Source organism: Lacinutrix gracilariae (assembly GCF_042684485.1).
Taxonomy (GTDB): domain Bacteria; phylum Bacteroidota; class Bacteroidia; order Flavobacteriales; family Flavobacteriaceae; genus Oceanihabitans; species Oceanihabitans gracilariae.
In genome coordinates, this window is record NZ_JBHULM010000009.1 from 195,798 (window position 1) to 220,610 (window position 24,813).

At 30.6% G+C, this 24,813-nt stretch carries 26 protein-coding genes and 3 tRNA genes; 18 read left to right on the forward strand and 11 right to left on the reverse strand.

Features of this window, described 5'->3' with window-relative positions; genetic code table 11:
• The first annotated feature begins 55 nt into the window (after nt 1-55).
• The 3 genes from ACFSSB_RS07070 (at nt 56) to ACFSSB_RS07080 (ending at nt 2,851) form a co-directional block, all read left to right on the forward strand.
• Nucleotides 56-727: a Crp/Fnr family transcriptional regulator gene (locus tag ACFSSB_RS07070; protein ID WP_379902489.1), complete on the forward strand. Its 672-nt coding sequence runs from the start codon at nt 56-58 to the stop codon at nt 725-727.
• A gap of 101 nt (nt 728-828) precedes the next feature.
• A complete protein-coding gene (locus ACFSSB_RS07075) occupies nt 829-2,187 on the forward strand; it encodes a spondin domain-containing protein (RefSeq protein WP_379902492.1) in 1,359 nt (452 codons plus the stop codon).
• A 103-nt stretch (nt 2,188-2,290) separates the two neighbouring features.
• Nucleotides 2,291-2,851: a TlpA family protein disulfide reductase gene (locus ACFSSB_RS07080; protein ID WP_379902495.1), complete on the forward strand. Its 561-nt coding sequence runs from the start codon at nt 2,291-2,293 to the stop codon at nt 2,849-2,851.
• Nucleotides 2,852-2,998: 147 nt separating this feature from the next.
• Here ACFSSB_RS07080 and ACFSSB_RS07085 read toward each other — a convergent pair.
• From ACFSSB_RS07085 to ACFSSB_RS07095, 3 genes are all read right to left on the reverse strand, one after another.
• A tRNA-Leu gene (locus tag ACFSSB_RS07085) sits at nt 2,999-3,082 on the reverse strand.
• Between the two features lie 57 nt (nt 3,083-3,139).
• Nucleotides 3,140-3,212 (reverse strand) — tRNA-Lys (locus ACFSSB_RS07090).
• A 148-nt stretch (nt 3,213-3,360) separates the two neighbouring features.
• Nucleotides 3,361-3,433, reverse strand: a tRNA-Lys gene (locus tag ACFSSB_RS07095).
• 141 nt (nt 3,434-3,574) lie between these two features.
• Between ACFSSB_RS07095 and ACFSSB_RS07100 the strand changes: the two genes are divergently transcribed.
• The gene (locus ACFSSB_RS07100) at nt 3,575-4,093 is read left to right on the forward strand and encodes a shikimate kinase (RefSeq protein ID WP_379902497.1); all 519 of its coding nucleotides are present in this window, start codon (nt 3,575-3,577) and stop codon (nt 4,091-4,093) included.
• On the opposite strand, the gene ACFSSB_RS07105 is transcribed toward ACFSSB_RS07100, so the two are convergent.
• Together ACFSSB_RS07105 and ACFSSB_RS07110 are read right to left on the reverse strand one after the other, a co-directional pair.
• On the reverse strand, nt 4,085-4,588 hold the full coding sequence (locus ACFSSB_RS07105; protein ID WP_379902499.1) for a phosphoribosyltransferase family protein: 504 nt from the start codon (nt 4,586-4,588) through the stop codon (nt 4,085-4,087). The two genes, ACFSSB_RS07100 and ACFSSB_RS07105, sit on opposite strands and share 9 nt — an antisense overlap.
• A 53-nt stretch (nt 4,589-4,641) precedes the next feature.
• The gene (locus tag ACFSSB_RS07110) at nt 4,642-5,016 is read right to left on the reverse strand and encodes an RNA-binding S4 domain-containing protein (protein ID WP_379902501.1); all 375 of its coding nucleotides are present in this window, start codon (nt 5,014-5,016) and stop codon (nt 4,642-4,644) included.
• A 168-nt stretch (nt 5,017-5,184) separates the two neighbouring features.
• On the opposite strand from ACFSSB_RS07110, the gene ACFSSB_RS07115 reads away from it, so the two are divergent.
• Nucleotides 5,185-6,240 carry an FKBP-type peptidyl-prolyl cis-trans isomerase gene (locus ACFSSB_RS07115; protein ID WP_379902503.1) on the forward strand — a complete coding sequence of 352 codons (1,056 nt, stop codon included), beginning with the start codon at nt 5,185-5,187 and terminating at the stop codon, nt 6,238-6,240.
• 73 nt (nt 6,241-6,313) lie between these two features.
• Here ACFSSB_RS07115 and ACFSSB_RS07120 read toward each other — a convergent pair whose 3' ends face one another.
• A complete protein-coding gene (locus ACFSSB_RS07120; protein ID WP_379902505.1) occupies nt 6,314-6,898 on the reverse strand; it encodes an outer membrane beta-barrel protein in 585 nt (194 codons plus the stop codon).
• A gap of 190 nt (nt 6,899-7,088) precedes the next feature.
• On the opposite strand from ACFSSB_RS07120, the gene tgt reads away from it, so the two are divergent.
• From tgt to ACFSSB_RS07185, 13 genes are all read left to right on the forward strand, one after another.
• The gene (gene tgt, locus ACFSSB_RS07125; RefSeq protein WP_379902507.1) at nt 7,089-8,219 is read left to right on the forward strand and encodes a tRNA guanosine(34) transglycosylase Tgt; all 1,131 of its coding nucleotides are present in this window, start codon (nt 7,089-7,091) and stop codon (nt 8,217-8,219) included.
• 18 nt (nt 8,220-8,237) lie between these two features.
• Nucleotides 8,238-9,314: an LptF/LptG family permease gene (locus ACFSSB_RS07130; protein ID WP_379902510.1), complete on the forward strand. Its 1,077-nt coding sequence runs from the start codon at nt 8,238-8,240 to the stop codon at nt 9,312-9,314.
• On the forward strand, nt 9,301-10,203 hold the full coding sequence (locus tag ACFSSB_RS07135) for a DMT family transporter (RefSeq protein WP_379902512.1): 903 nt from the start codon (nt 9,301-9,303) through the stop codon (nt 10,201-10,203). Before ACFSSB_RS07130 ends, ACFSSB_RS07135 begins: the two co-directional genes overlap by 14 nt.
• 54 nt (nt 10,204-10,257) lie before the next feature.
• On the forward strand, nt 10,258-11,211 hold the full coding sequence (locus ACFSSB_RS07140; RefSeq protein WP_379902514.1) for an acetyl-CoA carboxylase carboxyltransferase subunit alpha: 954 nt from the start codon (nt 10,258-10,260) through the stop codon (nt 11,209-11,211).
• A 252-nt stretch (nt 11,212-11,463) separates the two neighbouring features.
• Nucleotides 11,464-12,999 (forward strand): replicative DNA helicase, encoded by a 1,536-nt coding sequence (dnaB, locus tag ACFSSB_RS07145; protein WP_379902516.1) that lies wholly within the window; start codon nt 11,464-11,466, stop codon nt 12,997-12,999.
• Between the two features lie 46 nt (nt 13,000-13,045).
• Entirely contained in the window at nt 13,046-14,059 is a 1,014-nt protein-coding gene (locus ACFSSB_RS07150) for an AI-2E family transporter (RefSeq protein ID WP_379902519.1), read from the forward strand.
• A 55-nt stretch (nt 14,060-14,114) separates the two neighbouring features.
• Nucleotides 14,115-15,032 carry an aminotransferase class IV gene (locus tag ACFSSB_RS07155; protein ID WP_379902522.1) on the forward strand — a complete coding sequence of 306 codons (918 nt, stop codon included), beginning with the start codon at nt 14,115-14,117 and terminating at the stop codon, nt 15,030-15,032.
• A complete protein-coding gene (locus ACFSSB_RS07160; RefSeq protein WP_379902525.1) occupies nt 15,025-15,750 on the forward strand; it encodes a sulfotransferase-like domain-containing protein in 726 nt (241 codons plus the stop codon). The genes ACFSSB_RS07155 and ACFSSB_RS07160 overlap by 8 nt, the downstream gene beginning before the upstream one ends.
• Nucleotides 15,751-15,802: 52 nt before the next feature.
• Nucleotides 15,803-17,059, forward strand: a complete 1,257-nt coding sequence (locus ACFSSB_RS07165) for an asparagine synthetase B (RefSeq protein WP_379902527.1) — start codon at nt 15,803-15,805, stop codon at nt 17,057-17,059.
• A gap of 2 nt (nt 17,060-17,061) precedes the next feature.
• The gene (locus ACFSSB_RS07170; RefSeq protein ID WP_379902530.1) at nt 17,062-18,762 is read left to right on the forward strand and encodes a tetratricopeptide repeat-containing sensor histidine kinase; all 1,701 of its coding nucleotides are present in this window, start codon (nt 17,062-17,064) and stop codon (nt 18,760-18,762) included.
• A complete protein-coding gene (locus ACFSSB_RS07175; RefSeq protein ID WP_379902533.1) occupies nt 18,755-19,423 on the forward strand; it encodes a LytR/AlgR family response regulator transcription factor in 669 nt (222 codons plus the stop codon). Before ACFSSB_RS07170 ends, ACFSSB_RS07175 begins: the two co-directional genes overlap by 8 nt.
• Nucleotides 19,424-19,681: 258 nt before the next feature.
• Nucleotides 19,682-19,963 carry an EF-hand domain-containing protein gene (locus tag ACFSSB_RS07180; RefSeq protein ID WP_379902536.1) on the forward strand — a complete coding sequence of 94 codons (282 nt, stop codon included), beginning with the start codon at nt 19,682-19,684 and terminating at the stop codon, nt 19,961-19,963.
• Nucleotides 19,964-20,386, forward strand: a complete 423-nt coding sequence (locus tag ACFSSB_RS07185; protein ID WP_379902538.1) for a secondary thiamine-phosphate synthase enzyme YjbQ — start codon at nt 19,964-19,966, stop codon at nt 20,384-20,386.
• Here ACFSSB_RS07185 and ACFSSB_RS07190 read toward each other — a convergent pair.
• The 5 genes from ACFSSB_RS07190 to thrS all read right to left on the reverse strand — a co-directional run bounded on the left by ACFSSB_RS07190 (nt 20,360) and on the right by thrS (nt 24,481).
• On the reverse strand, nt 20,360-21,163 hold the full coding sequence (locus tag ACFSSB_RS07190) for an HAD family hydrolase (protein WP_379902540.1): 804 nt from the start codon (nt 21,161-21,163) through the stop codon (nt 20,360-20,362). The genes ACFSSB_RS07185 and ACFSSB_RS07190 overlap by 27 nt on opposite strands.
• Nucleotides 21,164-21,263: 100 nt before the next feature.
• Complete coding sequence (gene rplT, locus ACFSSB_RS07195) at nt 21,264-21,608, reverse strand: 50S ribosomal protein L20 (protein ID WP_215965991.1); 345 nt, start codon at nt 21,606-21,608, stop codon at nt 21,264-21,266.
• Nucleotides 21,609-21,705: 97 nt separating this feature from the next.
• Nucleotides 21,706-21,903, reverse strand: coding sequence for a 50S ribosomal protein L35 (gene rpmI / locus ACFSSB_RS07200; RefSeq protein WP_379902543.1), 198 nt, complete (start codon nt 21,901-21,903; stop codon nt 21,706-21,708).
• Nucleotides 21,904-21,961: 58 nt separating this feature from the next.
• The gene (gene infC, locus ACFSSB_RS07205) at nt 21,962-22,477 is read right to left on the reverse strand and encodes a translation initiation factor IF-3 (RefSeq protein WP_379902559.1); all 516 of its coding nucleotides are present in this window, start codon (nt 22,475-22,477) and stop codon (nt 21,962-21,964) included.
• A 69-nt stretch (nt 22,478-22,546) separates the two neighbouring features.
• On the reverse strand, nt 22,547-24,481 hold the full coding sequence (thrS, locus tag ACFSSB_RS07210; protein ID WP_379902546.1) for a threonine--tRNA ligase: 1,935 nt from the start codon (nt 24,479-24,481) through the stop codon (nt 22,547-22,549).
• Nucleotides 24,482-24,813: the final 332 nt, after the last annotated feature.

Sequence of the window (24,813 nt, forward strand, 5' to 3'; positions counted from 1 at the left end):
AGTAAGTTTTTTAACAAAAAACGACAATTATTTAAATATTAAAAAAGAAACACTTATGAATTCACTTTGGTTTTTAGATGATGTAAATCTGTTTAAAGTACTTTGTCCTCATAAATTCAAAGCTTATAAAAAGGAGCATGATTTTGATGCATATAAAAAGAAGGACTATATTTATTTTGAAGAGGATTCTGCTAATAAAGTGTATTTAATAGAAAAAGGTAAAGTGAAAATTGGTTACTACAACGAAGATGGAGAAGAAGTAGTAAAAGCAATTTTAACTAAAGGCGAATTATTTGGTGAAAAAGCTATTTTAGGTCAAATAACCAGAAAAGAATTTGCGCAATCTGTAGATAATGTAACTTCCATTTGTCCTATTGGTGTAGATACCATGCATGATTTAATGCGTAACAATCAAACCTTAAGTTTTAAAATATATAAGTTTATAGGTTTTAAATTTCAAAAATTAGAAAGAAGACTTCAGCTTCTTTTATTTAAAGATACTAAAACACGATTAAAAGAATTTTTAAACGAATTATGTGATGAATATGGCTATAACTGCGATAAAACAGGAGATCACGTTATTAAACATCCATATACTCAAAAAGATATAGCTTCCTTAATAGGTACTTCAAGACCAACTTTAAATATTCTTTTAAACGAACTTAAAGACGAAAATTACCTTGATTTTTATGGTAAAGAAATTCGAATAATAAAAAAATCTGCATAAAATTTTATTTTTTTTCATTTGTGTTAGATAGCTAACAAAACAAGTCCTAGGTATAGAATAATTTTACACCAAGAAATAAAACAAATAAAAAAAAATAAATTATGAAAAAGTTAATTTTTGGAGCAGCGCTATTAGGACTTGTAGGTGTATCGTGCTCAAATGATGATGACAACACATCAAACACTACTACTAATGGTTCCTTTACGGTTACTATTGAAAATGTAGCACCTTTAAACACATTTTTAAAATCAGGTATTTTTAATACACCAGTAGGCGATTCTAGTCCTGGACCTGCAACACCAGGAAAGCGATATGAATTTACAGTAGATGCTGGACAAAGCCAAAGTCTGTCTTTTGTAACCATGTTAGCAGCTACTAATGACGCGTTTTTTGCACCAGGAAATGAAGGTATTGCTTTATATGACGAAAATGGTAATCCAATTACAGCAGATGTAACAGATCAAGTGTATTTATGGGATGCAGGTACAGAAGTAAATGAAGAACCTGCAGTAGGACCAAATACAGTAACTAATCAATCTGGTCCAAATACTGGAGTAGATGAAAACGGAAACGTTTTATTAATGAGTGCTGTTACAAACGGAGAAACTTTTGCGTTTCCTCCAGTAAATGAAATCATTAGTGTATCTGTAACACACCAATCAGGAACACAGTTTTTAATTAGTATTGAAGATCTTGCTGGAGCAGAATTAAGCACTAGTATGGGGACAAGAGTAGCTCCACTTTCGCCAGGTGTTTATGTGGTACATGGAGGAGATAACCCTTTGTTTACTGAAGGAGAACCAGATTTAGGTCAAGGAATTGAAAACATAGCAGAAGATGGTGATGTTACAAATTTAGGAACTTATACAGCTGCTAATACAGGTGTTACTTATCCTGCTTCACCAGGTGTTTGGGTAGTAAATACAGAAGGAACAAACCCTTTATTTACAGAAGGAGTTGTTGATTATGGTGATGGTATTGAGGCTATTGCTGAAGATGGAAATACCGCTATTTTAGGAGCAAATATTTTAAACTTATCTGGAGTTATGGATGGTGCAATTATGAATACTCCAGTAGGAAGTAATAATCCAGGTCCAATTTTACCAGGTTCTTCTTACCAATTTACTTTTGATGCTGAAGTAGGAGACAATTTGTCTTTTGTAAATATGTTAGCAGCAACTAATGATGTATTTATAGGAACATCAGATCAAGGAATTGCTCTTTTTGATACTAATGGAAATGCAATAAGTGGAGATGTTACCGATGAGATTTACTTTTGGGATGCAGGAACAGAAGTAAATGAAGAACCAGCAATAGGTCCAAATACAGTAACCAATCAGTCAGGTGCAGATACAGGATTGGATGAAAATAATGCCGTTCAACTTTTAAGTAATGTTAATGACGGATTTACTTACCCATCTGTAGACACTGTGATTAAAGTTACTATTTCTGCTAATTAATAATAGCATTAAAAGTGTAAAGCTTTCTAGAGTTTTGTTATTAAATTTGAAGCACATTATTGTAAAATAATAATGTGCTTCATCTTTTTATTAAATACGTATTATGACGAAATCTAAAAAAGGTAGAATTTCTAACATTGTTTTTGTTGTTATTCTTTTATTGCTAATTATACCGCAAACAAGAAAACCAATACAAATAGCTTTACATAAAGGTTTGGCTCTCATTAGTCCTTCGGTTAACACGGAAGATGATAGCAGGGAGATACACTATAACAGTTGGCAATTACAAGATATAAAAGGAAACACGGTAAATTTTAAAGATTATAAAGGAAAAGTAGTTTTAATAAATTTTTGGGCTACTTGGTGTCCTCCTTGTATTGCAGAAATGCCTAATCTAGAGAAGTTGCATGAGGATTATAAAGATAAGGTGGTGTTTTTATTTGTTTCTAATGAAAAGAATAAGGTAATAAACACTTTTTTAGCGCAACATAAGTATTCGTTTAACGTATTTACCCCTTTAGAAAATGCTCCAGAATTTGAAGTGTCTAGTATTCCTAGAACATTATTAATAAATAAAGAAGGAAAAATTATTATTGATAAAGAAGGTGCTGCAAATTGGAATAGTCAAAAAGTGAGAGAAACACTTGATGATTTGTTAAAATAGAAAGAGATAGGTATGGCAAAAAAGAAGTAATCTTTATTATACCCTTAATAAATTATTAAGTAAATGCTTTGTGGCTGTTAAGGTGATTTTAGTTTATTCTAAATTCTTCCTAAGATAGGTGAAGTGTATTTATTGGTTTTTGTTTTGTGCGCACGAGAAGATTCGAACTTCCACGAACTAATGTTCACCAACCCCTCAAGCTGGCGCGTCTACCAATTCCGCCACGTGCGCAAAATTTAAAAAGCAATATAAACAAAAAAAGTTAAGCAGATGCTTAACTTTTTTTAGTGACCGGGCTGGGGCTCGAACCCAGGACCCTCTCCTTAAAAGGGAGATGCTCTACCAACTGAGCTACCAGGTCAATGTTTCGTTATTACGAGGGTGCAAATATAGTAAGTTTTATTAATAAAACAACTTTTTGCTTAATAGCTTTTAATCAATTTTGCTTTAGGCTTAAATTAAAAAAAAAAGCTTCAAAAAAAAAGCTAAGCTTTTGCTTAACTTTTTAGTGACCGGGCTGGGGCTCGAACCCAGGACCCTCTCCTTAAAAGGGAGATGCTCTACCAACTGAGCTACCAGGTCAATTTGTTTCGCTGTAACGAGGGTGCAAATATAGAAGGTTTTATTAATAAAACAATGCTTTTTTTTAATTTTTTTTATTTTTTTTTCGTTTTTTTGCCAACTAGTAATGTATGTTTTTAATACTCAATAAGTAGCGCAAAAATGAAAATAATTTTAATAGGGTATATGGCTTCTGGAAAATCTTATTTAGGGCAAAAATTAGCCAAAATTTTAGATTTTGAGTTCTTAGATCTGGATGATTTTATAGAAAAAGAAGAGAAAGCCACAATTAAAGAGATCTTTTTAAGCAAAGGGGAGATCTATTTTAGAAAAATAGAGCATCTTTATTTAAAAAAAGCAATTGCTACTAATAGTAATACGGTAATTAGTTTGGGTGGTGGTACGCCTTGTTATGGTAATAATATGAGTTTGCTACTAAACAAACCAAATATTAAAACGGTGTATTTACAAGTTAGTATTCCTAATTTAGTAGAAAGAGTTTTAAATGAAACAGCTAAAAGACCAATTATAGCACATCTTAAAACAAAAGAAGAACTTACAGAGTTTGTAGGTAAACATCTTTTTGAAAGAATACCTTTTTACTCTAAAGCAGCATGTACTGTAAATGCTAATAAAAAAGAAAACGAAGTTATAGAGTCTGTTTTAATGCAATTATTTTAAAAAAGCTTCACAATTAGTCCCTTCTAATACTACATCAATATGTTCATGTAAGGAGGTAGAAAGAGAAATACCTTTAAAATCTGCCTTAACAGGATATTTTTTATGGTTTCTATTAACTAATACAGCGGTTTTAAACTGTTTTAAAGGTACATCTAAAAAGTGTTTAACACCATAAACTAGTGTAGTACCACTATTTAATACATCATCTATAAGTACTACTGACTTGTTTGTGTATTCTGTAGCAGGTATTGATGTGTTAATTTTGCTTAAAGGGTTCTTTTTATCTATAATAACTTTACAAAGTATTGGGTTAATAGTAGATATTTTAGATAATACGGTTTTTAGTTTTTTAGCTAAAATATAGCCATTACTATCTATTCCAGCTAAAATAACTTCCTCTTCATTTACATTGCTCTCATAAATTTGATATGCAATTCGTTTGATTTTGTGCTGTATTTCTTCGTGTGATAGTATGCTATTTTTTTTGCTAACCATAGTTATAGTTGTTTTTTTTCAAAGATAAATTAGTTTAAATAAATGTAATAATTTTAATCTTGATTTTCTTCATTATAATCCTCTAGATCTCTTCTGTCTTTTTTTGTAGGTCTTCCAGTTCCTTTTTTTCTATAATAATCCTTAGAGTATTTTAAAAGTTCTTGTGCTTCAAAAGCTTCTTTTGGTGTAATATCTGTTCGGTATATATCTACCAATTTTGCTCCAACTCGATTTGGTGGTATATCATTTACCTTTAGTTTATAGTTTATTTGGTTTTTTCTAACCTCTATGGTATCTGTTGGGTAAACCTCACGACTTGGTTTTACAGTATCTCCATTCACCTTAATGTGCCCTTTTTTACAAGCTGTAGTAGCAATACTTCTCGTTTTAAAATATCTAACACACCATAAAAATTTATCAATTCGCATATAATTTAATATAAAAAAACTACGTTAATCTTCTTGTGCAAAATTAGTTTAAAATTGTATCTTGCAAGCAAAAAAATAGTAATAATGAAATAAGCTAACCGTTTTGTTTATTAACAAACTACTTAAAAGGTTATTGTATTTATTACTAAGGAAATTAAAAATATTAAAATGAAATTAAGAAAAATAGCAATAGTTGCATTTGCATTAATAATAGTTATAGCATCTTGTACTCCAGATGATGACATTACAACTGCTGATTTAAGAGACCGAACGGAGGTTTATGCTGAAGATTTAGAAGAAATTGAAACTTTTTTAGAAACACATTTTTATAACTACGAAGATTTTGATTTTACAAATCCTTATAGTGTAGCTAATGATGATTTTGAAATTGTTTTTACAGCACTTTCTGAAGATCCAACTAAAACAGCTATTATAGACAGACCTGAACTTAAGTTTAAAATGGTAGAAGACCCATTAGAAGAAGGCTTGTTTTATAAAATGTATTATATAGAAGTAAGACAAGGTCTAGGTCAAGATGTACATTTTATAGATAGAGTTTATGTAACGTATGAAGGTAGTAGTACTGGTGGTGTTATTTTTGATAGCGTTTCTAATTTACAAGACTTTGAGTTAACACAAGTATTAAGTGGAGGAGTAGTTACTGGTTTTAGAGAAGCTTTATTAGAATTTAAAACAGCAACTAGTTTTACTCCTAATGGTGATGGTACCGATTTATACCATAATCATGGTATTGGTGCCGCTTTTATACCTTCAGGTATTGGGTATTTTGCACAAGTATTAGAAGATGTTAGTAATTATACACCTTTAATTTTTAAATTTAATTTATTTGATCGTGCTTTATTAGATCATGATGGTGATGGTATTCCTTCGTTTTTAGAAGATCTTGATGAAGATTTAGATGTTTATGATGATGATACTAATGAAGATGATGCTCCAAACTTTTTTGATTCTGATGATGATGGTGATGGTATAAACACTGCCGATGAAATTGAATTAAAATCATATCCAGAAGAAGGTATGGCAGACTTTACTACTAAAGAAGAAGCGCAGGCTTATTTTGATGCTAATGCAGTAGACGGAGAAGTTATGATAGAAATAGATTATAGTAATGCTAACGCTAACTATACACTTTACACGTTTATAGCACCAGACTCTAATGGTAATGGTATTCCAGATTATTTAGATGCTACGTATCCAGAATAATATATAAGGTAAGTATAAAAAAAAGCCACTTTTCTTTTAAGGAAAGTGGCTTTTTTTATGTGGTGGTTTACGGTTATAATAAAATAGAAAGGCTTAAAATTAATTGGTCTGGTCTAGTGTCAATTCTACTAACATTTAAACCATTATTACTAACAAAAGTAGCTTCGTTTTCAGTAAAACCTCTTTCGTATCTTAAATCTATTCCAATAGTGTTAAAGCTTACTCCAAACCCAAAATTAAGACCTACAGTAAAATCTTTTTCTACTTCGCTAATAGCAACACCATCAAATTCGGTATCTAAAATGTATTGTAAAGATGGTCCTCCAAAAGCATTAAAATAATTTAAAAACTTAACACCTACCAAAAGTGGTGCATCTAATTTTTGCATAGTAAAATCATCACTATCATAATCACTTTTAGTTTTGGTATATACTATTTCTGGTTTAAAAAATATTTTATCTCCAACCTTACCAAAAGCACCAATATGAAAACCAACATTTCTATCCGGATTTTCAGAATTAGCGTTTATAGATTCAAAATATTTCCCGTTAGCATTGTAGTTAATACCAGCTTTTAAACCAAATCCGTTACTATTTTGTCCTTGTATATTAAAAAGGAAACCAAAAAATAATAAACTTGTAATAAAGATTTTTTTCATAATAATTCGTTTTTAGTGATTTCTTATTAAAACGAAGATACAAAGTAATTATTTTCTTTTGCAAAAGATTCTCCTACATTAATCTTTAATTAATATAGCAGTAAATACTAGTATAAAGTATAATTTTATTAAATGTTTAAGAAGGTATCTTATTTAGTTAATTATATTTGCCACTTCTTAATGTATTTAAATGAAATTTGAATTAAAAGCAAAAGACGCACAAAGTAGTGCAAGAGCAGGAGTAATGACTACAGATCATGGTGTAATAGAAACTCCTATATTTATGCCTGTTGGTACAGTAGCTTCTGTAAAAGGAGTACACCAACGCGAATTAAAAAATGATATTAATCCAGATATTATTTTAGGAAACACCTATCATTTGTTTTTAAGACCTAAAACTACCATTTTAGAACAAGCAGGTGGTTTGCATAAGTTCATGAATTGGGATAGAAATATATTAACAGATTCTGGTGGTTATCAAGTATATTCTCTTTCTGCTAATAGAAAAATTAAAGAAGAAGGGGTTAAGTTTAAATCACATATAGATGGTAGTATGCACATGTTTACACCAGAAAATGTAATGGAAATTCAACGTAGCATTGGTGCAGATATCATTATGGCTTTTGATGAGTGTACACCTTACCCTTGCGATTATAACTACGCAAAACGCTCGATGCATATGACGCATCGTTGGTTAAATAGATGTATTAAACATTTAGAGAAAACACCTTTTAAGTATGATTATAGCCAAACCTTTTTCCCTATAGTACAAGGGAGTACTTATAAAGATTTAAGACGTCAATCTGCAGAATATATAGCAAACGCTGGAGCAGAAGGAAATGCTATTGGAGGACTTTCTGTAGGAGAACCAGCAGAAGAAATGTATGCAATGACAGAGGTGGTAACAGAAATTTTACCAGAAGATAAACCACGTTATTTAATGGGTGTTGGTACACCTATAAATATTCTAGAAAATATTGCTCTAGGTATTGATATGTTTGACTGTGTTATGCCAACGCGTAATGCTAGAAACGGTATGTTATTTACTGCACATGGTACCATAAATATTAAAAATAAAAAGTGGGAAAATGATTTTTCTGCTATTGATGATATGGCTATCACTTTTGTAGATACTGAATACAGTAAAGCATATTTAAGACACTTGTTTACAGTAAATGAATTACTAGGAAAACAAATAGCTACTATTCATAATTTAGGATTTTATTTATGGTTGGTTCGCGAGGCTAGAAAACATATCTTAGCAGGAGATTTTAGAACCTGGAAAGATAGAATGGTAAAACAAATGGATAAACGTCTATAATAAACAACAATAAGAACGTTGAAAATACTTGATTGGTACATATTAAAACGCTATTTGTCTACATTTTTCATGATGTTGTTACTCTTTATTCCTATTGGAATAACAGTACACTTAGCTGAAAAAATCGGAAAAATTCTTGAAAACGATGTGCCTCTAGGCGAAGTGTTACTCTATTTTGTAGACTTTACCGTTTACTTTGCACATCTACTTTTTCCGTTGTTTTTATTTTTATCGGTAATCTTTTTTACATCAAAATTAGCTAACAATACAGAAATAGTAGCCTTTTTAAGTTCAGGAGTTTCCTTTACTAGATTTTTAAGACCCTACTTAATTGGTGCATCTATTGTTGCTGTATTTGCTCTTGTTTTAGGACTCTATTTAGCGCCAGAAGCAAGTAAAGGCTTTAATGATTTTGATTATAAATACTTTAAAAAAGGTAAAAGCGCTGCAGATACAAGAAACGTGTATAGGCAGATAAATGATAATGATTATATTTATGTAAGTAGTTTTAATATAAAAGATAAACTAGGGCATAACTTTACGTTAGAGCATTTTGAAAACGATAAAATGATCTATAAAATGGAAGCACAAAACATTCGTTATATAGAAAAAGATTCTACTTATAGATTAATTCGATATGTAAAACGTACCATTGGTGAACATGATGATATTATAGTAAAAGAAAGAAGAAAAGACACCCTGTTTTCTTTTGATCTAGAAGATCTTACTCCTGTAGAATATATTGCAGAAACACTAACCTATGGCGATTTAACAAAGTTTATTGCTAAAGAAGAACAAAGAGGCTCCTCAAACATTGGTCGTTATAAATTAGTAAAATACAGAAAATGGAGTTTACCAGTTTCGGTATTTATACTAACCATAATAGCAGTAGCTGTTTCTTCTATTAAACGTCGTGGAGGAATGGGTGTTAACCTTGCTTTTGGTATTTGTATAGCAATGGTTTTTGTCTTTTTTGATAAGATTTTTGGGGTTATGGCATCACAATCTGACTTTTCACCAATATTAGCAGTTTGGTTTCCTAATATACTATTTGGTATATTGGCCTTATACTTACTTTATCATGCTAAACGATAAGCTTAAAAATTATCTGCACTTACATGTTTTAGTGTTTATTGCAGGTTTTACAGCAATACTTGGCGAGTTAATTACCATAAACGCAGTACCTTTAGTTTGGTTTAGAATGCTAATGGCAACTATTTTAGTAGGTGTGTATGTAGCCATTTCTAAAACTAAAATTAAACTTTCTGTAAGCGCAATTGCAAAACTATCTCTAGCAGGAGTTGTTATTGCTTTGCATTGGATTACTTTTTTTGGAGCCATAGATGTTTCTAACGTATCTATTACATTAGCCATGTTTTCAACAGGAGCATTTTTTGCATCTCTATTAGAACCTATAATTTATAAACGAAAAATTATTTGGTACGAAATACTCTTTGGTGGTATTGTAATTATAGGTGTGTTTATAATAACACAAAGTGAAATAAAGTATATAAACGGAATTATTTTAGGAATAACTTCGGCTTTTTTATCCTCTTTATTCGCCGTTTTAAACGGAAAATTTCTAGAAAAATATTCGGCAACTAGTATTTCTTTTTACGAGTTTATTAGCGGAGTAGCTTTTATAACTATATTTCTTTTGGTTTTTTATGATGGATTCTCCGTTTCCTTTTTTCAATTACCAACTACAGACTATATATACTTGTTTATTCTTGCCTCTGTTTGTACTGCCTATGCATTTATAGCTTCGGTGTACGTAATGCGCTATATTAGTCCATACACTGTAGTGCTTACCTATAATTTAGAACCTATTTATGGTATTATTTTAGCAATCTTGCTTTTTCCAGAAAAAGAAAAAATGTCAATAAATTTTTATTATGGTGCCTCTTTAATTCTTGGAGTAGTGCTACTTAACGGCATTTTAAAAAATAGAAAAGCTTTAAAAGCAAAGAAGATAAAAGAGTAAACAAAAAAATACGTAATTTTGCACACTAACTATTAATAAAACTTAAATTCAAAAATGGAATATTTAGAATTTGAACTTCCTATAAAAGAGCTAGAAGATCAATTGCAAAAATGCCAAATTATTGGTACAGAAAGCGAAGTTGATGTTACTGAAACTTGTAAGCAAATTGAAAAGAAGCTTTTAGCTACTAAAAAAGACATATATAAAAACTTAACACCATGGCAACGTGTACAATTGTCACGTCATCCTAATAGACCTTATACTTTAGACTATATTAATGCGCTTTGTGGTGAATCTTTTTTAGAGCTTCATGGAGACAGAACCTTTAAAGATGATAAAGCTATGATTGGTGGCCTTGGTAAAATTGGCGACCAAAGTTTTATGTTTATTGGGCAACAAAAAGGATACAATACTAAAACAAGACAATATAGAAACTTTGGGATGGCAAATCCTGAAGGATACAGAAAAGCACTACGCTTAATGAAATCTGCCGAAAAATTTGGCATTCCTGTTGTTACCTTGTTAGACACTCCTGGAGCATATCCTGGTTTAGAAGCAGAAGAACGCGGACAAGGAGAAGCTATTGCCAGAAATATTCTTGAAATGACAAGACTAAAAGTACCAATCATTACCATTGTTATTGGTGAAGGTGCTTCTGGTGGAGCATTAGGTATTGGTGTAGGTGATAAAGTACTAATGTTAGAAAATACATGGTACTCTGTAATTTCACCAGAATCTTGTTCTTCTATCTTATGGAGAAGCTGGGAGTTTAAAGAACAAGCAGCAGATGCTTTAAAGCTTACAGCTACAGATATGAAGAAACTTAAAATTGTAGACGAAATTATTAAAGAACCGCTTGGTGGTGCACATCAAGATAGAGATAAAACGTTTTCTACTGTAAGTAATGCAATTCTTAAAACTTTTGAAGAGCTTAAAAACTTATCACCAAAAGATTTAGTAGAACAACGTATGGAAAAATATGCAAATATGGGTGTGTATAAAGGCTAGTTCTTACTAAAACCCCTTGATTAAAAAAATCTGAAGTTTTACGCTTCAGTTTTTTTTATGCTTATTAACAATATTTTTTATTTATTAACAGTTAAAATGTTGACTACCTGTGGAGATTGAACTATCTTTATAAGTGTAATTATCTCAACAATTATTTACTTTCGCTTACCTAAAATAAGCCGAAACTATAAAATACAGATGTAGCTTAGTAATACATACTACAGCTAACCTTAAAAAAATGTTATCTATTAAATGAAACAACCTAACCCAATAAAAGGCTATCCAGTCGATAAAAGTACCATCATTAACCTGGAAAAAGGAAAGATTCCTCCGCAGGCTCTTGAATTAGAAGAGGTGGTACTTGGTGCTATGATGATAGACAAAAAAGGTGTGGATGAAGTAATTGATATTTTAAGTCCTGAAGCATTTTATAAAGAAGCGCATCAAAATATTTTTGAAGCTATTTTTCAACTCTTTGAAAATAGTGAACCTATTGACTTGTTAACCGTTTCTAGCCAGTTAAAGAAAAGTCAGAAACTAGATGTTTCAGGTGGAGATTTTTACCTAATTTCACTTACGCAAAAAGTATCTTCTTCTGCACATATCGAGTTTCATGCTCGTATTATTCTGCAAAAGTATATTCAACGTAGTCTAATAAAAATCTCTTCAGAAATTATTGAAGATGCTTATGATGAAACACAAGATGTTTTTGATTTATTAGATAGCGCAGAATCTAAGTTATACGAAGTAACCCAAGGAAATATTAAAAAATCGAGTGAAACAGCTCAAGATTTAGTAATTCAAGCCAAGAAGAAAATTGAAGAAATATCTAATCAAGAAGGACTAAGTGGTATTGCTACAGGTTTTAATAAGTTAGATAAATTAACTTCTGGTTGGCAACCTTCCGATTTAATTATTGTTGCTGCTCGTCCTGGTATGGGTAAAACAGCTTTAACCTTATCTATGGCTAGAAATATTGCTGTAGATCAAAATGTACCAGTAGCATTCTTCTCTTTAGAGATGGCTTCGGTACAATTAATAACACGTTTAATTTCTAGTGAAACAGGTTTATCTTCAGAAAAATTAAGAACAGGTAAACTAGAAAAACACGAATGGGAACAACTAAACGTGAAAGTAAAGAGTCTTGAAAAAGCACCTTTGTTTATTGATGATACACCATCGCTTTCTATTTTTGATTTACGTGCAAAAGCAAGACGTTTGGCATCTCAACATGGTATTAAACTAATCATGATTGATTACTTGCAGTTAATGACAGGAGGACCTAGTCATGGTGGAAATCGTGAACAAGAAATCTCGATGATTTCTAGAAACTTAAAAGCATTAGCAAAAGAATTAATGGTGCCAGTAATTGCACTATCGCAATTATCACGTGCTGTAGAAACGCGTGGAGGAAGTAAAAGACCTTTACTATCCGATTTACGTGAATCTGGAGCAATTGAGCAAGATGCCGATATTGTGAGTTTTATCTATAGACCAGAATATTATAAAATTGATGAGTGGGATGATGAAGAACGCTCACCAACAGAAGGACAAGCAGAATTTATTATTGCCAAACATAGAAATGGTGGACTAGAAAATATTCGTTTAAAATTCCTTGGTCATTTAGGTAAGTTTGATAACCTAGACGATTTTGATTCGCCTTTCGAGTTTCATTCTAAAATGAATGCTGCCGAAAATGATGATTCTTTTAAAACCGAACATTTTCCATCACCAAGTGATGCTTTTGGTGCACCAGAGGATTTTGATGATAACGATGTGCCATTTTAAACCACAAAATAATAGCATATCTAATTACTAAAAAGGAAAACCTACAATGTTAAACGAACGCAGAACTACTAACATATTACTTTTTATTATAGTAATACCAATTGTGTTTTATTTATTAAAAGTATTGTCTTTTATATTTATTCCGTTGGTGTTTGCTATGTTTATTGCACTGTTGTTTTTACCATTAATGCGTTGGTTAAGCAAACGTAAAGTGCCAAAAATTGTAAGTATTCTTATTGTTGTTTTATTAATAGGTATAGGCTTAAAAGTAGGCGTAGAGCTTATTAAGTTATCTAGTAAACAAATCATGGCTAGTGATACTGCTTTTTTTGATAAAGCAGAAGTTAAAATAAACGATGCTACGCTCTATTTAGAAAATACTTTTGGTTTAGTTCTAGAAAAAGATAAAAGCCTTATATCTCAATTTGTTAAAAAAGAAAATATTGGTACTACTGTAGGTTTCTTAAGACAGTTTTTAACCATGCTACTCATGACTGCTTTTTTTGTAGTACTCTTATTGGCAGAGTCTATTAATATGCAGGACGTTTTAAATAAAATAATATTAAAACAAAAACACACTTCTTTGCGTACCTATGGTAAAATACAAAAAGAACTAAATACCTTTATTAAGGTCAAGTTTTTAGTTAGTTTTTTAACAGGTGTTGGTACAGGTTTGGCTTGTTACTTTTTTGATGTTAGTTTTCCTATTTTCTGGGGACTTTTCGCTTTTGTAATAAACTTTGTGCAGATGGTAGGTTCTTTTATAGCAGTAATAGCTCTTTCTATTTTTGCATTTGTAGAGCTAGAACCTACAAGTACTTTGTTTTTCTTTGTGCTTGCAATAACAGGAGTTCAAGTATTATTTGGCGCCATTTTAGAACCAATATTTATGGGTAAATCGTTTTCTATAAATATTATTACAGTATTAATAATGCTTATGTTTTGGGGTTTTCTTTGGGGAATTCCAGGGCTTATTATGGCAATTCCTATTACTGTATTTATTAAAATTATATTTGAGCAGTTTCCAAATACTAAAAAAATATCAGATTTAATTTCTTAAACTAATTCTCCCTTTTTTATTATCTTTCTATTTTTAATTTAAAGATAATAAGTTCATGGTTCATGGTACACATAATGCTGTTGAAGATAGCAGAAATAAAGACATTAAAATCTATATTAATGGCGAATTCTTTACTCGCGAAAATGCTAAAATTTCTGTTTTAGATAGTGGTTATCTTGTAGGAGATGGTATTTGGGAAGCACTCAGACTTCATAAAGGTGTACTTGTTTTTCTTCAAGATCATTTAGATAGATTGTGGCAATCTGCCGCAACCGTTGGTATGCAATTTCCGTTTACTAAAGAGGAGTTAGTAGCAGAAGTGTGGAAAACCTTAAAGCTTAATAATATGCATGATGATGTGCATGTTAGAATAATGATTACTAGAGGAATTAAAAAAACACCTTCTCAAGATCCTAGACTTACCATTTCTGGACCTAATGTGGTTATTTTACCAGAATACAAAAAAGCATCTCCAGAAAGTAAAGAAAAAGGAATTACTTTATTTACAAGTACCATTCGTCGTGGTTCTCCAGATTATTTAGATCCTAGATTAAATTGTCATAGTAAGTTGCATGAAGTTCAAGCCCTAATTCAAGCCATTGAAGCAGGAGCAGACGAAGCTTTAATGTTAGATGTTAATGGCTTTGTTGCCACTTGTAATGCAACTAATTTTTTTATTGTTAAAGATGAAGAAGTATTTACTTCTACTGGGCAATATTGTATGAATGGTATTACACGTGCAAAAGTAATTGAAGCTTGTAAAATAAATAATATTCCTTGTCATCAAAAAGACTTTTCATTGTTTGATGTTTATGGTGCAGACGAAGCTTTTGTAACCGGAACCTTTGGTGGTTTAACTCCTGTAACTAAAATTGATGGAAGACAAATAGGAGATAAACCGTTTGGAGATTTTACAAGAAAATTAAGTGGCCTATACCATGATTTAATAGATAAAGCAGTTTTAAATGGCTAATAGTAAACGTATTTGTTTGTGGTCTGGGCCAAGAAATATATCTACCACTTTAATGTATAGCTTTGCACAAAGACAAGACACTAAAGTGTTTGATGAACCTTTATATGCACATTACCTAAGCAATACAGATGCAAAAGAATACCATCCAGGAACACAAGATATTTTAAATACTTTAGAGCAGGATGGTACTAAGGTGATACAAAACATGATGACAAATACAGAAAAGCCAGTTTTGTTTTTTAAAAACATGACCCATCATGTATTGCATTTAAATAAAGATTTTATGAAAGATGTGTATAACGTGATACTAACTCGTGATCCTGTAGAAATGCTTCCGTCTTTTGATAAGGTTATAGAAAACCCAAGTTTAAAAGATGTTGGTTACGCTAAACACACAGAACTATTAGCATATTTTGAGGCCAATAATATAAAACCAATCGTTTTAGATTCTAAACGCGTGCTTTTAAATCCTAAAAAAGTTTTAACAGAGCTCTGTAGTTTTATAGGTATTCCTTTTGATGATAATATGTTACATTGGCAAGCAGGAGCTAGGCCAGAAGATGGCGTTTGGGCAAAATATTGGTATGCCAATATTCATAAATCTACAGGTTATTTAACTTATAAACCTAAAACAGCTCCTTTTCCAGAACATTTAAAACCATTATTAAACCAATGTATACCGCATTATAACGCATTACTTAAATATGCAATTGGTTAAAATTGTACTAATTGCGTTTATAACAGAATAATTTTTGAGTACCTTTCTACAAATGAAAAAAATAATAACACTTTTACTAATACTTTTTGTAACGCAAACCTTTGCTTCCTACATCCTTATTCCTATGGATGCAGAAACACAGAAAAACCATTTAAAAGCTTACGGAATTACGTATTGGACACTAGAAAAACAACTAAAAGTAAAATGGCTACTCAATTATAGAGGAGGATCTTTTTTGTTGCCAGATTCTATTGAAATTCAAAAAGAATGCCAGATTAGAGGTGTTTCTTTTGAAATTTTATCCAATGCTAAAACCGAAAGTATTCTAGAAGAAATAAGTAGTCCTAGTAAAAATATGGATGCAGTAGTTTTAGAGAAAGCTCCTAAAATTGCAGTATACACACCAAAAGGAAAATTACCTTGGGATGATGCAGTAACTATGGTTTTAAGTTATGCCGAAATACCTTATGAAACCATTTATGATGAAGAAGTATTAAACGATGCACTTTTATTATATGATTGGTTGCATTTACACCATGAAGATTTTACAGGTCAATATGGTAAGTTTTATAGAGCATATAGAACTGCCGCTTGGTATATTGAAGAAAAAAAGGAAGCCGAAGCATTAGCAACCAAACTTGGTTATGATAAGGTTTCTGAAGAAAAGTTAGCAGTTTCCTTAAAAATTAGAGATTATGTAGTTGGAGGCGGATTTATGTTTGCCATGTGTAGCGCAACAGATAGTTTTGATATTGCACTTTCTGCACAAGGAGTAGATATATGTGAGCCTATGTTTGATGGTGATGGTAGTGACGCTAACTATCAAAACAAAATAGATTATAGTAAAACCTTTGCTTTTAAAGATTTTATTCTAGAACAAAGTCCTAATGTATATGAGTTTTCTAGTATAGATATGACCCAAAAAAGAAAAATATCGAAAACTGTAGATTATTTTACACTTATGGATTATTCTGCAAAATGGGATCCTATACCAACCATGTTATGTCAAAATCATACTGCTTTAGTTAAGGGGTTTATGGGACAAACCACATCTTTTACACGCGAAGAAATTAAAAGTAATGTGTTAGTAATGGGCGAAAATAAAACCAATGGCGAAGCAAAATATATTCATGGTATAAAAGGAAAAGGCTTTTTTACTTTTTATGGAGGACATGATCCAGAAGATTATACGCATAGAGTAGGAGACCCAAAAACCGAATTAGATTTGCATCCAACTTCACCAGGATACCGACTTATTTTAAACAACGTACTCTTTCCTGCAGCTAAAAAGAAGAAGCAAAAAACCTAAAGATGAAATATTTTGTATACTTTATTTTATGCTTTTGTACACAAATATCCTTTTCACAAACCGATAGCGTTTTAAGCTATGGCGAAAATTTAATTAATGAAAATAAATTAAAAGAAGCCAAAACATTTTATGAAAAACAATTACTAAGCGCTAATACTACAGAGCAAGAAGTATACTCTCTAATGGGTTTGGCAGAAATCTATAAATTAAAATTAGATTATGAGCAGGCCAATATTTTTTATGTAAAAGCCTATGATGTTATTAAAAATGTAAGCAATAAAAAATTGCATTTTTTTTACCATGTTAAAATGGCTGAGTTCTACAGAAAGCGAACTTTATTCAAGCAATCTGTTGCTCAACTGGATAAAGCAAAATTAATTATAGAAAAGCATAAAATGGATGATGCCATTTTATCTAAATATTATAGCAGAAAAGCAGCACTATTTACAGAACATTTTTTTATACCAGATTCTACCTTGTACTATGCTCAAAAAGCACTGGTACTAGCAAAAAAAGTAAAAGATAAAGATGGTGTGTTTTATTCTTCGCTAGAAATAGCAGGTGTTTATGAAGAAAAAAATCACTATCATCTTGCTATAAAAAAACTTCAAGAGTTAATAAACTTTTCAAAACTTAATAATATGTTACAGCATCAAGCAGATGCCTATACAAATTATACTAGAATATTAATAAAAGATAAACAGTATAAAAAAGCTTTAAGTGAATCTGTGCATGCATTAGAATTTGCAAATAAAAACCAACTCCTTTTTAATGAAATTTTATTTATAGATAATATTCGTAATTGCTATAAAAAACTAGGAAACATAGATAAAGCTTTTGAATATTTAGAAACAAGGCTTGAGCTTACCGATTCTTATTATGAAAAAGAACACAATAAATTTTTGTTTGAACTTGAAGAAAAATACAAGCTTACCGAAAAAGAGAATCAGATAAAAATTAATAACCTAGAGCTTGCAAACAAAACCAAAGAGCTTTCAGCAAATAAAACAAAACTAACAATTACTATAGCTTTATTTGTATTTGCTATAACATGGATTGTTTTGATTGGTTATTTTTTAAAAAAATCTAAAAAAAACAATAAACAGCTGCAATCTTTATCACAAGAAAATGAGTTTTTATTGAGTGAGGCTAACCATAGAATTAATAATAATTTACAATTAGTAGTCATACTTATTGCAGATCAATTAAAAAAAGAAACCTCACAAGCGCTTTTTCCTTTAAGAAATATACTAACAAAGGTAGAAGCAATTTCTACATTACATAAGCATTTATATAAAAATGAAGATAAAAGAAAAGTAGATACTCATAATTATTTAAGCGATGTAAAAAATAGTTTTTTTGAAGTATTTAAAGAAAATAATATTGAAACAAACTTTACTATTGCTTCTATAAAAATTCCTTCAGATGATGCTATGTACTTAGGATTGTTGCTAACAGAATTGTGTATTAATTCTATTAAGCACGCTTTTAATGCTGAAGAAAATAAAACCATTAGTTTTACATTAAAACAAAAGGATAATTTGCTCCTTTTTGAATATTCAGACAATGGTACAGCAGCAGTAAATAAAACAATAAAACTAAAACTGGTAGATAAAATTTGTAGGCAAATGGATTTGCAGTATACATTAAATACAGCAAACGGATTTAAATTTTCATTAGTAAAAGAAATTAATAATGAGTAGTAGACAAAACACAAAAATTCTTATTGTTGAAGACGAACTAATTATTGCAGAGTATTTTTCAGATTTACTTCAAGAAGCACATTTTTCTAAAATTAAAATTGCAAAGAATAAAGAAACTGCTTTAAAAGAAATGGCTTCGTTTTTACCAGATATCATTTTAATGGATATTAATATAAATGAGCGAAATGCAGGTATTGAATTGTCTACCTTAAAAAATAAAAATGCAACCGTTATTTTTATTACAGGACAACATGATGTTGCTTTAATGAGTGAAGCCTTAAAAACAAATCCAGATGCTTATTTAACCAAACCAATTAATAAAGTAGATTTAATAGCTTCTGTAAATCTAGCAATACAAAAAAAGCAACAACAAGTATTGCAGTTTAAAGATGGTTATGATACTATTAATTTAGAGTATAAAAACATTAAGTATATTATTGCAGATGGTAACTATGTAAACATAATAACTACTCCAAAAAAATACACCATTAGGCAGTCATTAACAACCATTGCAGAAAAGCTTCCTATCGAGTCTTTTGTGCAAACACATAGGTCTTACCTGGTTAATAGGTCTAAAATACAGCGTATTACAGCAACATCTGTTTTTGTTAACGATGTTGAAATTCCGTTATCAAGATCTTTTTCAAAACACTTTAAATAGTCATTCACATACTTATTAATGCATTTCAAACCTTATTACTATACTATACTTATAGAATAATTATTTTTATAGAAATAAGCTATTGTTCATCTATATGAAATAAGATAAAGAGCAATCGGTTAATAGTAAACATTTTGTTTTTATTTAAGTATAGTAATAATTAAGGGGATTACTTTATTTTTAAAAGGTTGCAGTTTTGCAGCCTTTTTTATTTGTCTTTTTTTTAAGCAATGATTACTTTTAACTAAAACAAGAATTATGGCTACCAAAGAAATTATTTTAAATAAAATACAAATACTTATTACTAATAATTTTAAATCTCCTGAAGCAGCTTTTGCTTTTTTTGATAAAGATAGTAATGGTAAACTAGCAAAAAAAGAAATTGTTTCGTTGTTAAAGCAAGCAGAAATTAGTGGATTTCTTAGAGGTATTGTTGCTTCAAAGTTAATTGAAGGCTATGATAAAGATGGAGATTCCTTAATTGATTGGGAAGAATTTAAGTTTGCAATAGATGAAATTACAACAGACGCTAACAAGTAAATGAATTTTTTTCAAAAAGAAATACAGTTAAAACCTTATTCAAGAGGTTTTCATATAATAACAGCTGATGTTTTAAATGCATTTCCAGAAATTTCAACAATAAAAATAGGGCAGTTACAAGTTTTTATTAAACATACTTCGGCTAGTTTAACTATTAATGAAAATGCAGATCCTACAGTACGTTTAGATTTTGAAAGTCATATCAATACAATGGTTCCAGAAAATCAATCTTATTATAAGCATACTTATGAAGGACCAGATGATATGCCTGCGCATATTAAAGCTTCATTAATGGGATCTTCTATACAAATACCTATTACTAACGGAAACTTAAATATAGGAATTTGGCAAGGTATTTATCTTTGCGAACATAGAAATCATGCTTCAGCAAGACGTTTAATACTCACTGCTTTTGGAAACTAATTGTTCTAAAATGCGCTCCACACCAAAATTATCATTAGTACTAGTCTGGTAATTTGCAATGGCCTTAATATCATCATGTGCATTTTTCATGGCATAACTATAGCTAGCACATTGTAACATTTCAAAATCATTATTGTAATCACCAAAAGCCATGGTTTCTTCTGGACGTACATTATAATATTTTTGAAGAAATTTTATAGCATGTCCTTTGTTTGTAATAGCATCAGATATATCTACCCAGTGATTTCCAGAAACTACAACATTAAATTCAGGGCTTAAATGTTTTACAAAAGGGTAGATGTTTGCTTCTGAATTTATAGGATGGTAAAGAGCAATTTTAATCACTTCATCTTTAATTTCTTCTATAGCATCTATAATGGTGTAATTGGTATAATATTCAGAAAATATGCTTATCATTTCATCAGAAGCTCTTTTAATATATACCTTGTGTTTTGTACAATATAGAGGATACGTATTTTTTAAAGTGTCTACTGTTTTAATTAAACGCAAAAGGTTGGTAGTGCTAATAGTATTAGACAGAAGTAATTCTTCATTTTTAATCACTAAACCACCATTTTCTGCAACAATTGTAATTTCATCTTTTATGGTTTTTAGCTTTTCTGTAATGCTATAATAAGGTCTACCACTTGCTGCTACAAATTGAATATTTTGTTGTTTTAGTTTTTTAAATATTTCAAAAAATCGGTTGCTTACTTCGTGGTTAGAGTTTAGTAAAGTACCATCCATATCTGTAATTACCATTTTTACGTTTTTCATAGGTAGTTTTATTTGTTTCAATATTAAACAAAAAAAAATCCGATTCAATTAAGAATCGGATTTTTTATAAGCGAAATATGTTATTAATTAGGCAAAAGCCTTATTTTACTTTATCTACAATTGCTTTAAAAGCATCTGGGTTGTTCATTGCTAAATCAGCTAAAACCTTACGGTTTAATTCGATATTATTAGCTTTTACTTTTCCCATAAATTGAGAATAAGATAATCCGTGTTCTCTAGCTCCTGCGTTAATACGCGTGATCCATAAGGCACGAAATGTTCTCTTTTTATTTCTACGGTCTCTGTACGAGTATTGCATCGCTTTGTCAACCGCATTTTTTGCTACTGTCCAAACGTTTTTACGACGTCCGAAGTAACCTTTTGCTTGCTTAAGAACCTTTTTTCTTCTGGCTCTTTTCGCTACTGAATTTACTGATCTTGGCATAATTTAATTGTTTTTTGTAGTAGGCGACTTATTTAAAAGTACTTTTATAAAGCCTAACTCCAGGGTTATTAATTTGTTTTAACCTATTAAAACAATATTACTTTAAACGTAACATTACTTTAACATTGTTCTCGTCAGCCTTATGTACTAATGTATCATGGGTTAACGCTAGCTTACGCTTTTTAGTTTTCTTTGTTAAGATATGACTTTTAAACGCGTGCTTTCTTTTAATTTTACCAGTACCTGTAAGCTTGAAACGCTTTTTGGCACTTGATTTTGTTTTCATTTTAGGCATCTTATTCCTAGGTTTAATTATTTCGCTTATTATTTTTATGCTAAACTCGTTTTAGCATTTATTTTCCTTTTTTAGGAGCAATAAACATGGTCATACGTTTACCCTCTAATCTTGGCATTTGTTCTACTTTACCAAACTCTTCTAAATCTTGAGCAAGTTTTAATAGTAATATTTGACCTTGCTCTTTAAAGATGATAGAACGTCCTTTAAAGAATACAAATGCTTTTAACTTAGCTCCTTCTTTTAAAAACTTTTCGGCATGCTTCTTCTTAAATTCATAATCATGGTCATCTGTTTGTGGACCAAATCTTATTTCTTTAATAATAACTTTAGTAGCCTTAGATTTTAATGCTTTGTCTCGTTTCTTTTGTTCATAAAGAAACTTTTTATAGTCCATAACTTTACACACAGGTGGTATGGCCTTAGGTGAGATTTCAACAAGATCTAAACCTTGTTCGTCTGCTATTGCTAAAGCTTGCTTTGTTTTATATACACCTACTTCAATATTATCTCCTACTAGTCGAACTTCTTCGACTCTAATTTTAGAGTTAATTCTGTGTTGGTCCTCTTTTATTACTCTAGGCGAGGATGATCTTCTTCTACGTATTGCTATGACTTCTGTATTTTAGTTAAACTTATTATTTTAAAATTGTTTTAATGTCTTGTTTACTTCTGTTTCAACAATTTCTGAGAATGCTTCTACACTAATCATGCCTAAGTCTTCTCCTCCATGTTTTCTTACAGAAACTTTACCTTCTTGCTCTTCATTTTCACCAACAATAATCATATAAGGAATTTTTTTCATCTCTGCATCCCTTATTTTCTTCCCCATCGTTTCATTTCTATTGTCAACTAAAGCGCGAATTTCGTTATTTTCTAGCAAATTTAAAACTTTTTTCGCGTATTTTTCATATTTCTCACTAATTGATAGCACAATAACTTGATCTGGCATCAACCAAAGCGGGAAATTTCCAGCTGTATGCTCTAATAAAATAGCAATAAAACGTTCCATACTTCCAAAAGGAGCTCTGTGAATCATTACTGGTTTATGAAGCTCATTGTCACTACCTTTATAAGATAATTCAAAACGCTCTGGTAAGTTATAATCTACTTGAATAGTACCTAGTTGCCATTGTCTACCAAGAGCATCTTTTACCATAAAGTCTAACTTAGGACCATAAAAAGCAGCTTCACCAGTTTCTACAACATAGTTTAAACCTTTATCTATGGCTGCGTTTAATATAGCCTTTTCTGCTTTCTCCCAGTTTTCATCACTTCCTATATATTTTTCAGGATTCTCAGGATCTCTTAAAGATACCTGTGCTGTAAAATCTTCAAAACCTAAAGATCCAAAGACATATAATACTAAATCTATTACATCTTTAAATTCTTTATCTAATTGATCTGGTGTACAAAATATATGTGCATCATCTTGAGTAAATCCTCTTACTCTTGTTAAACCATGCAATTCACCACTTTGCTCATATCTATATACGGTGCCAAATTCTGCAAAACGTTTCGGTAAATCTTTATAAGACCATTGACCACTGTTATAAATCTCACAGTGATGAGGACAGTTCATTGGTTTTAATAAAAATTCTTCACCTTCTTTAGGTGTAGTTATTGGCTGAAAACTGTCTTCTCCATATTTAGCATAATGACCAGAAGTCATGTAAAGTTCTTTCTGTCCAATATGTGGTGTAACCACCATTTCATAACCAGCTTTCTTTTGCGCTTTTTTCAAGAAATTTTCTAAACGTTCTCTTAGTGCTGCTCCTTTTGGCAACCATAAAGGTAAACCTTGACCAACTCTTTGAGAAAAAGTAAATAATTCTAATTCTTTACCTAGTTTTCTATGGTCTCTTTTTTTAGCTTCTTCTAATAACTCTAAATATGCAGTAAGCTCTTTTTGTTTAGGAAAAGAAGTACCATATATACGTGTAAGTTGTTTGTTCTTTTCATCTCCTCTCCAATATGCTCCTGCAACAGATAATATTTTTACAGCTTTTATAATACCTGTGTTAGGTATATGTCCTCCACGACATAAATCGGTAAAGGTGTCATGATCACAAAAAGTAATAGTACCATCTTCTAGATTTTCTATTAATTCTGTTTTGTATTCATTGTCCTTATATAAAGATAGTGCTTCTGCTTTTGTTGCGCTGCGCATTTTAAACTCATGTTTACCACGAGCAATTTCTATCATTTTATTTTCAATAGATTTAAAATCTTTGTCAGAAACAGTATGTTCACCAAAATCTACATCATAATAATACCCGTTTTCAATAGCAGGACCAATGGTAAGTTTAATTCCAGGGTAAAGCGCTTCTAAAGCTTGTGCTAATACATGCGCACTAGAATGCCAAAATGCGGTTTTACCTTCATCGTTATTCCAGGTATATAAAATTAAAGACCCATCCGTGGTTAACTTCGTTGAAGTTTCAATAGTTGTTCCGTTAAAACTAGCCGAAATAACATTTCTAGCTAAACCTTCGCTAATACTTTTAGCAACATCCATTGGAGTAGTGTTTTCTTCAAACGCTTTTACACTCCCATCTGGCAAAGTAATCTGTATCATTCTTTAATATTAATTATAAGGGACAAATATAATAGTATAAAAATTCACTCACAATATATATATAGGTATAAATTCATAAATAAAATAAACAAACAGATTCTATATAAGTATAATGTCAATTAGCATTTAGTATAATAAGATAATAGGGGAGATGCTAATATTTTAAAAGTATACCTATATAATAAGACTATATATAAACCAGATTGTTCGCTTTGGAGTAGTTTGGAACTTCTTTTTATAAAACTAATGGCGTTACCTTACTTTACAAAAGGGTAAAGTAAGGTCAGGCTATCCGCTATATCTTTTTGTAGTCATTTTTAAGTTAAACGGCT

What these genes read in the sequence shown, in the direction of transcription:
- ACFSSB_RS07070 (WP_379902489.1), top strand. Translation starts at nt 56, where the DNA reads ATGAATTCACTTTGGTTTTTAGATGATGTAAATCTGTTTAAAGTACTT.
- ACFSSB_RS07075 (WP_379902492.1), top strand. Translation starts at nt 829, where the DNA reads ATGAAAAAGTTAATTTTTGGAGCAGCGCTATTAGGACTTGTAGGTGTA.
- ACFSSB_RS07080 (WP_379902495.1), top strand. Translation starts at nt 2,291, where the DNA reads ATGACGAAATCTAAAAAAGGTAGAATTTCTAACATTGTTTTTGTTGTT.
- ACFSSB_RS07100 (WP_379902497.1), top strand. Translation starts at nt 3,575, where the DNA reads ATGAAAATAATTTTAATAGGGTATATGGCTTCTGGAAAATCTTATTTA.
- ACFSSB_RS07105 (WP_379902499.1), bottom strand. Translation starts at nt 4,588, where the DNA reads ATGGTTAGCAAAAAAAATAGCATACTATCACACGAAGAAATACAGCAC.
- ACFSSB_RS07110 (WP_379902501.1), bottom strand. Translation starts at nt 5,016, where the DNA reads ATGCGAATTGATAAATTTTTATGGTGTGTTAGATATTTTAAAACGAGA.
- ACFSSB_RS07115 (WP_379902503.1), top strand. Translation starts at nt 5,185, where the DNA reads ATGAAATTAAGAAAAATAGCAATAGTTGCATTTGCATTAATAATAGTT.
- ACFSSB_RS07120 (WP_379902505.1), bottom strand. Translation starts at nt 6,898, where the DNA reads ATGAAAAAAATCTTTATTACAAGTTTATTATTTTTTGGTTTCCTTTTT.
- tgt (WP_379902507.1), top strand. Translation starts at nt 7,089, where the DNA reads ATGAAATTTGAATTAAAAGCAAAAGACGCACAAAGTAGTGCAAGAGCA.
- ACFSSB_RS07135 (WP_379902512.1), top strand. Translation starts at nt 9,301, where the DNA reads ATGCTAAACGATAAGCTTAAAAATTATCTGCACTTACATGTTTTAGTG.
- ACFSSB_RS07140 (WP_379902514.1), top strand. Translation starts at nt 10,258, where the DNA reads ATGGAATATTTAGAATTTGAACTTCCTATAAAAGAGCTAGAAGATCAA.
- dnaB (WP_379902516.1), top strand. Translation starts at nt 11,464, where the DNA reads ATGAAACAACCTAACCCAATAAAAGGCTATCCAGTCGATAAAAGTACC.
- ACFSSB_RS07150 (WP_379902519.1), top strand. Translation starts at nt 13,046, where the DNA reads ATGTTAAACGAACGCAGAACTACTAACATATTACTTTTTATTATAGTA.
- ACFSSB_RS07155 (WP_379902522.1), top strand. Translation starts at nt 14,115, where the DNA reads ATGGTTCATGGTACACATAATGCTGTTGAAGATAGCAGAAATAAAGAC.
- ACFSSB_RS07160 (WP_379902525.1), top strand. Translation starts at nt 15,025, where the DNA reads ATGGCTAATAGTAAACGTATTTGTTTGTGGTCTGGGCCAAGAAATATA.
- ACFSSB_RS07165 (WP_379902527.1), top strand. Translation starts at nt 15,803, where the DNA reads ATGAAAAAAATAATAACACTTTTACTAATACTTTTTGTAACGCAAACC.
- ACFSSB_RS07170 (WP_379902530.1), top strand. Translation starts at nt 17,062, where the DNA reads ATGAAATATTTTGTATACTTTATTTTATGCTTTTGTACACAAATATCC.
- ACFSSB_RS07175 (WP_379902533.1), top strand. Translation starts at nt 18,755, where the DNA reads ATGAGTAGTAGACAAAACACAAAAATTCTTATTGTTGAAGACGAACTA.
- ACFSSB_RS07180 (WP_379902536.1), top strand. Translation starts at nt 19,682, where the DNA reads ATGGCTACCAAAGAAATTATTTTAAATAAAATACAAATACTTATTACT.
- ACFSSB_RS07185 (WP_379902538.1), top strand. Translation starts at nt 19,964, where the DNA reads ATGAATTTTTTTCAAAAAGAAATACAGTTAAAACCTTATTCAAGAGGT.
- ACFSSB_RS07190 (WP_379902540.1), bottom strand. Translation starts at nt 21,163, where the DNA reads ATGAAAAACGTAAAAATGGTAATTACAGATATGGATGGTACTTTACTA.
- rplT (WP_215965991.1), bottom strand. Translation starts at nt 21,608, where the DNA reads ATGCCAAGATCAGTAAATTCAGTAGCGAAAAGAGCCAGAAGAAAAAAG.
- rpmI (WP_379902543.1), bottom strand. Translation starts at nt 21,903, where the DNA reads ATGCCTAAAATGAAAACAAAATCAAGTGCCAAAAAGCGTTTCAAGCTT.
- thrS (WP_379902546.1), bottom strand. Translation starts at nt 24,481, where the DNA reads ATGATACAGATTACTTTGCCAGATGGGAGTGTAAAAGCGTTTGAAGAA.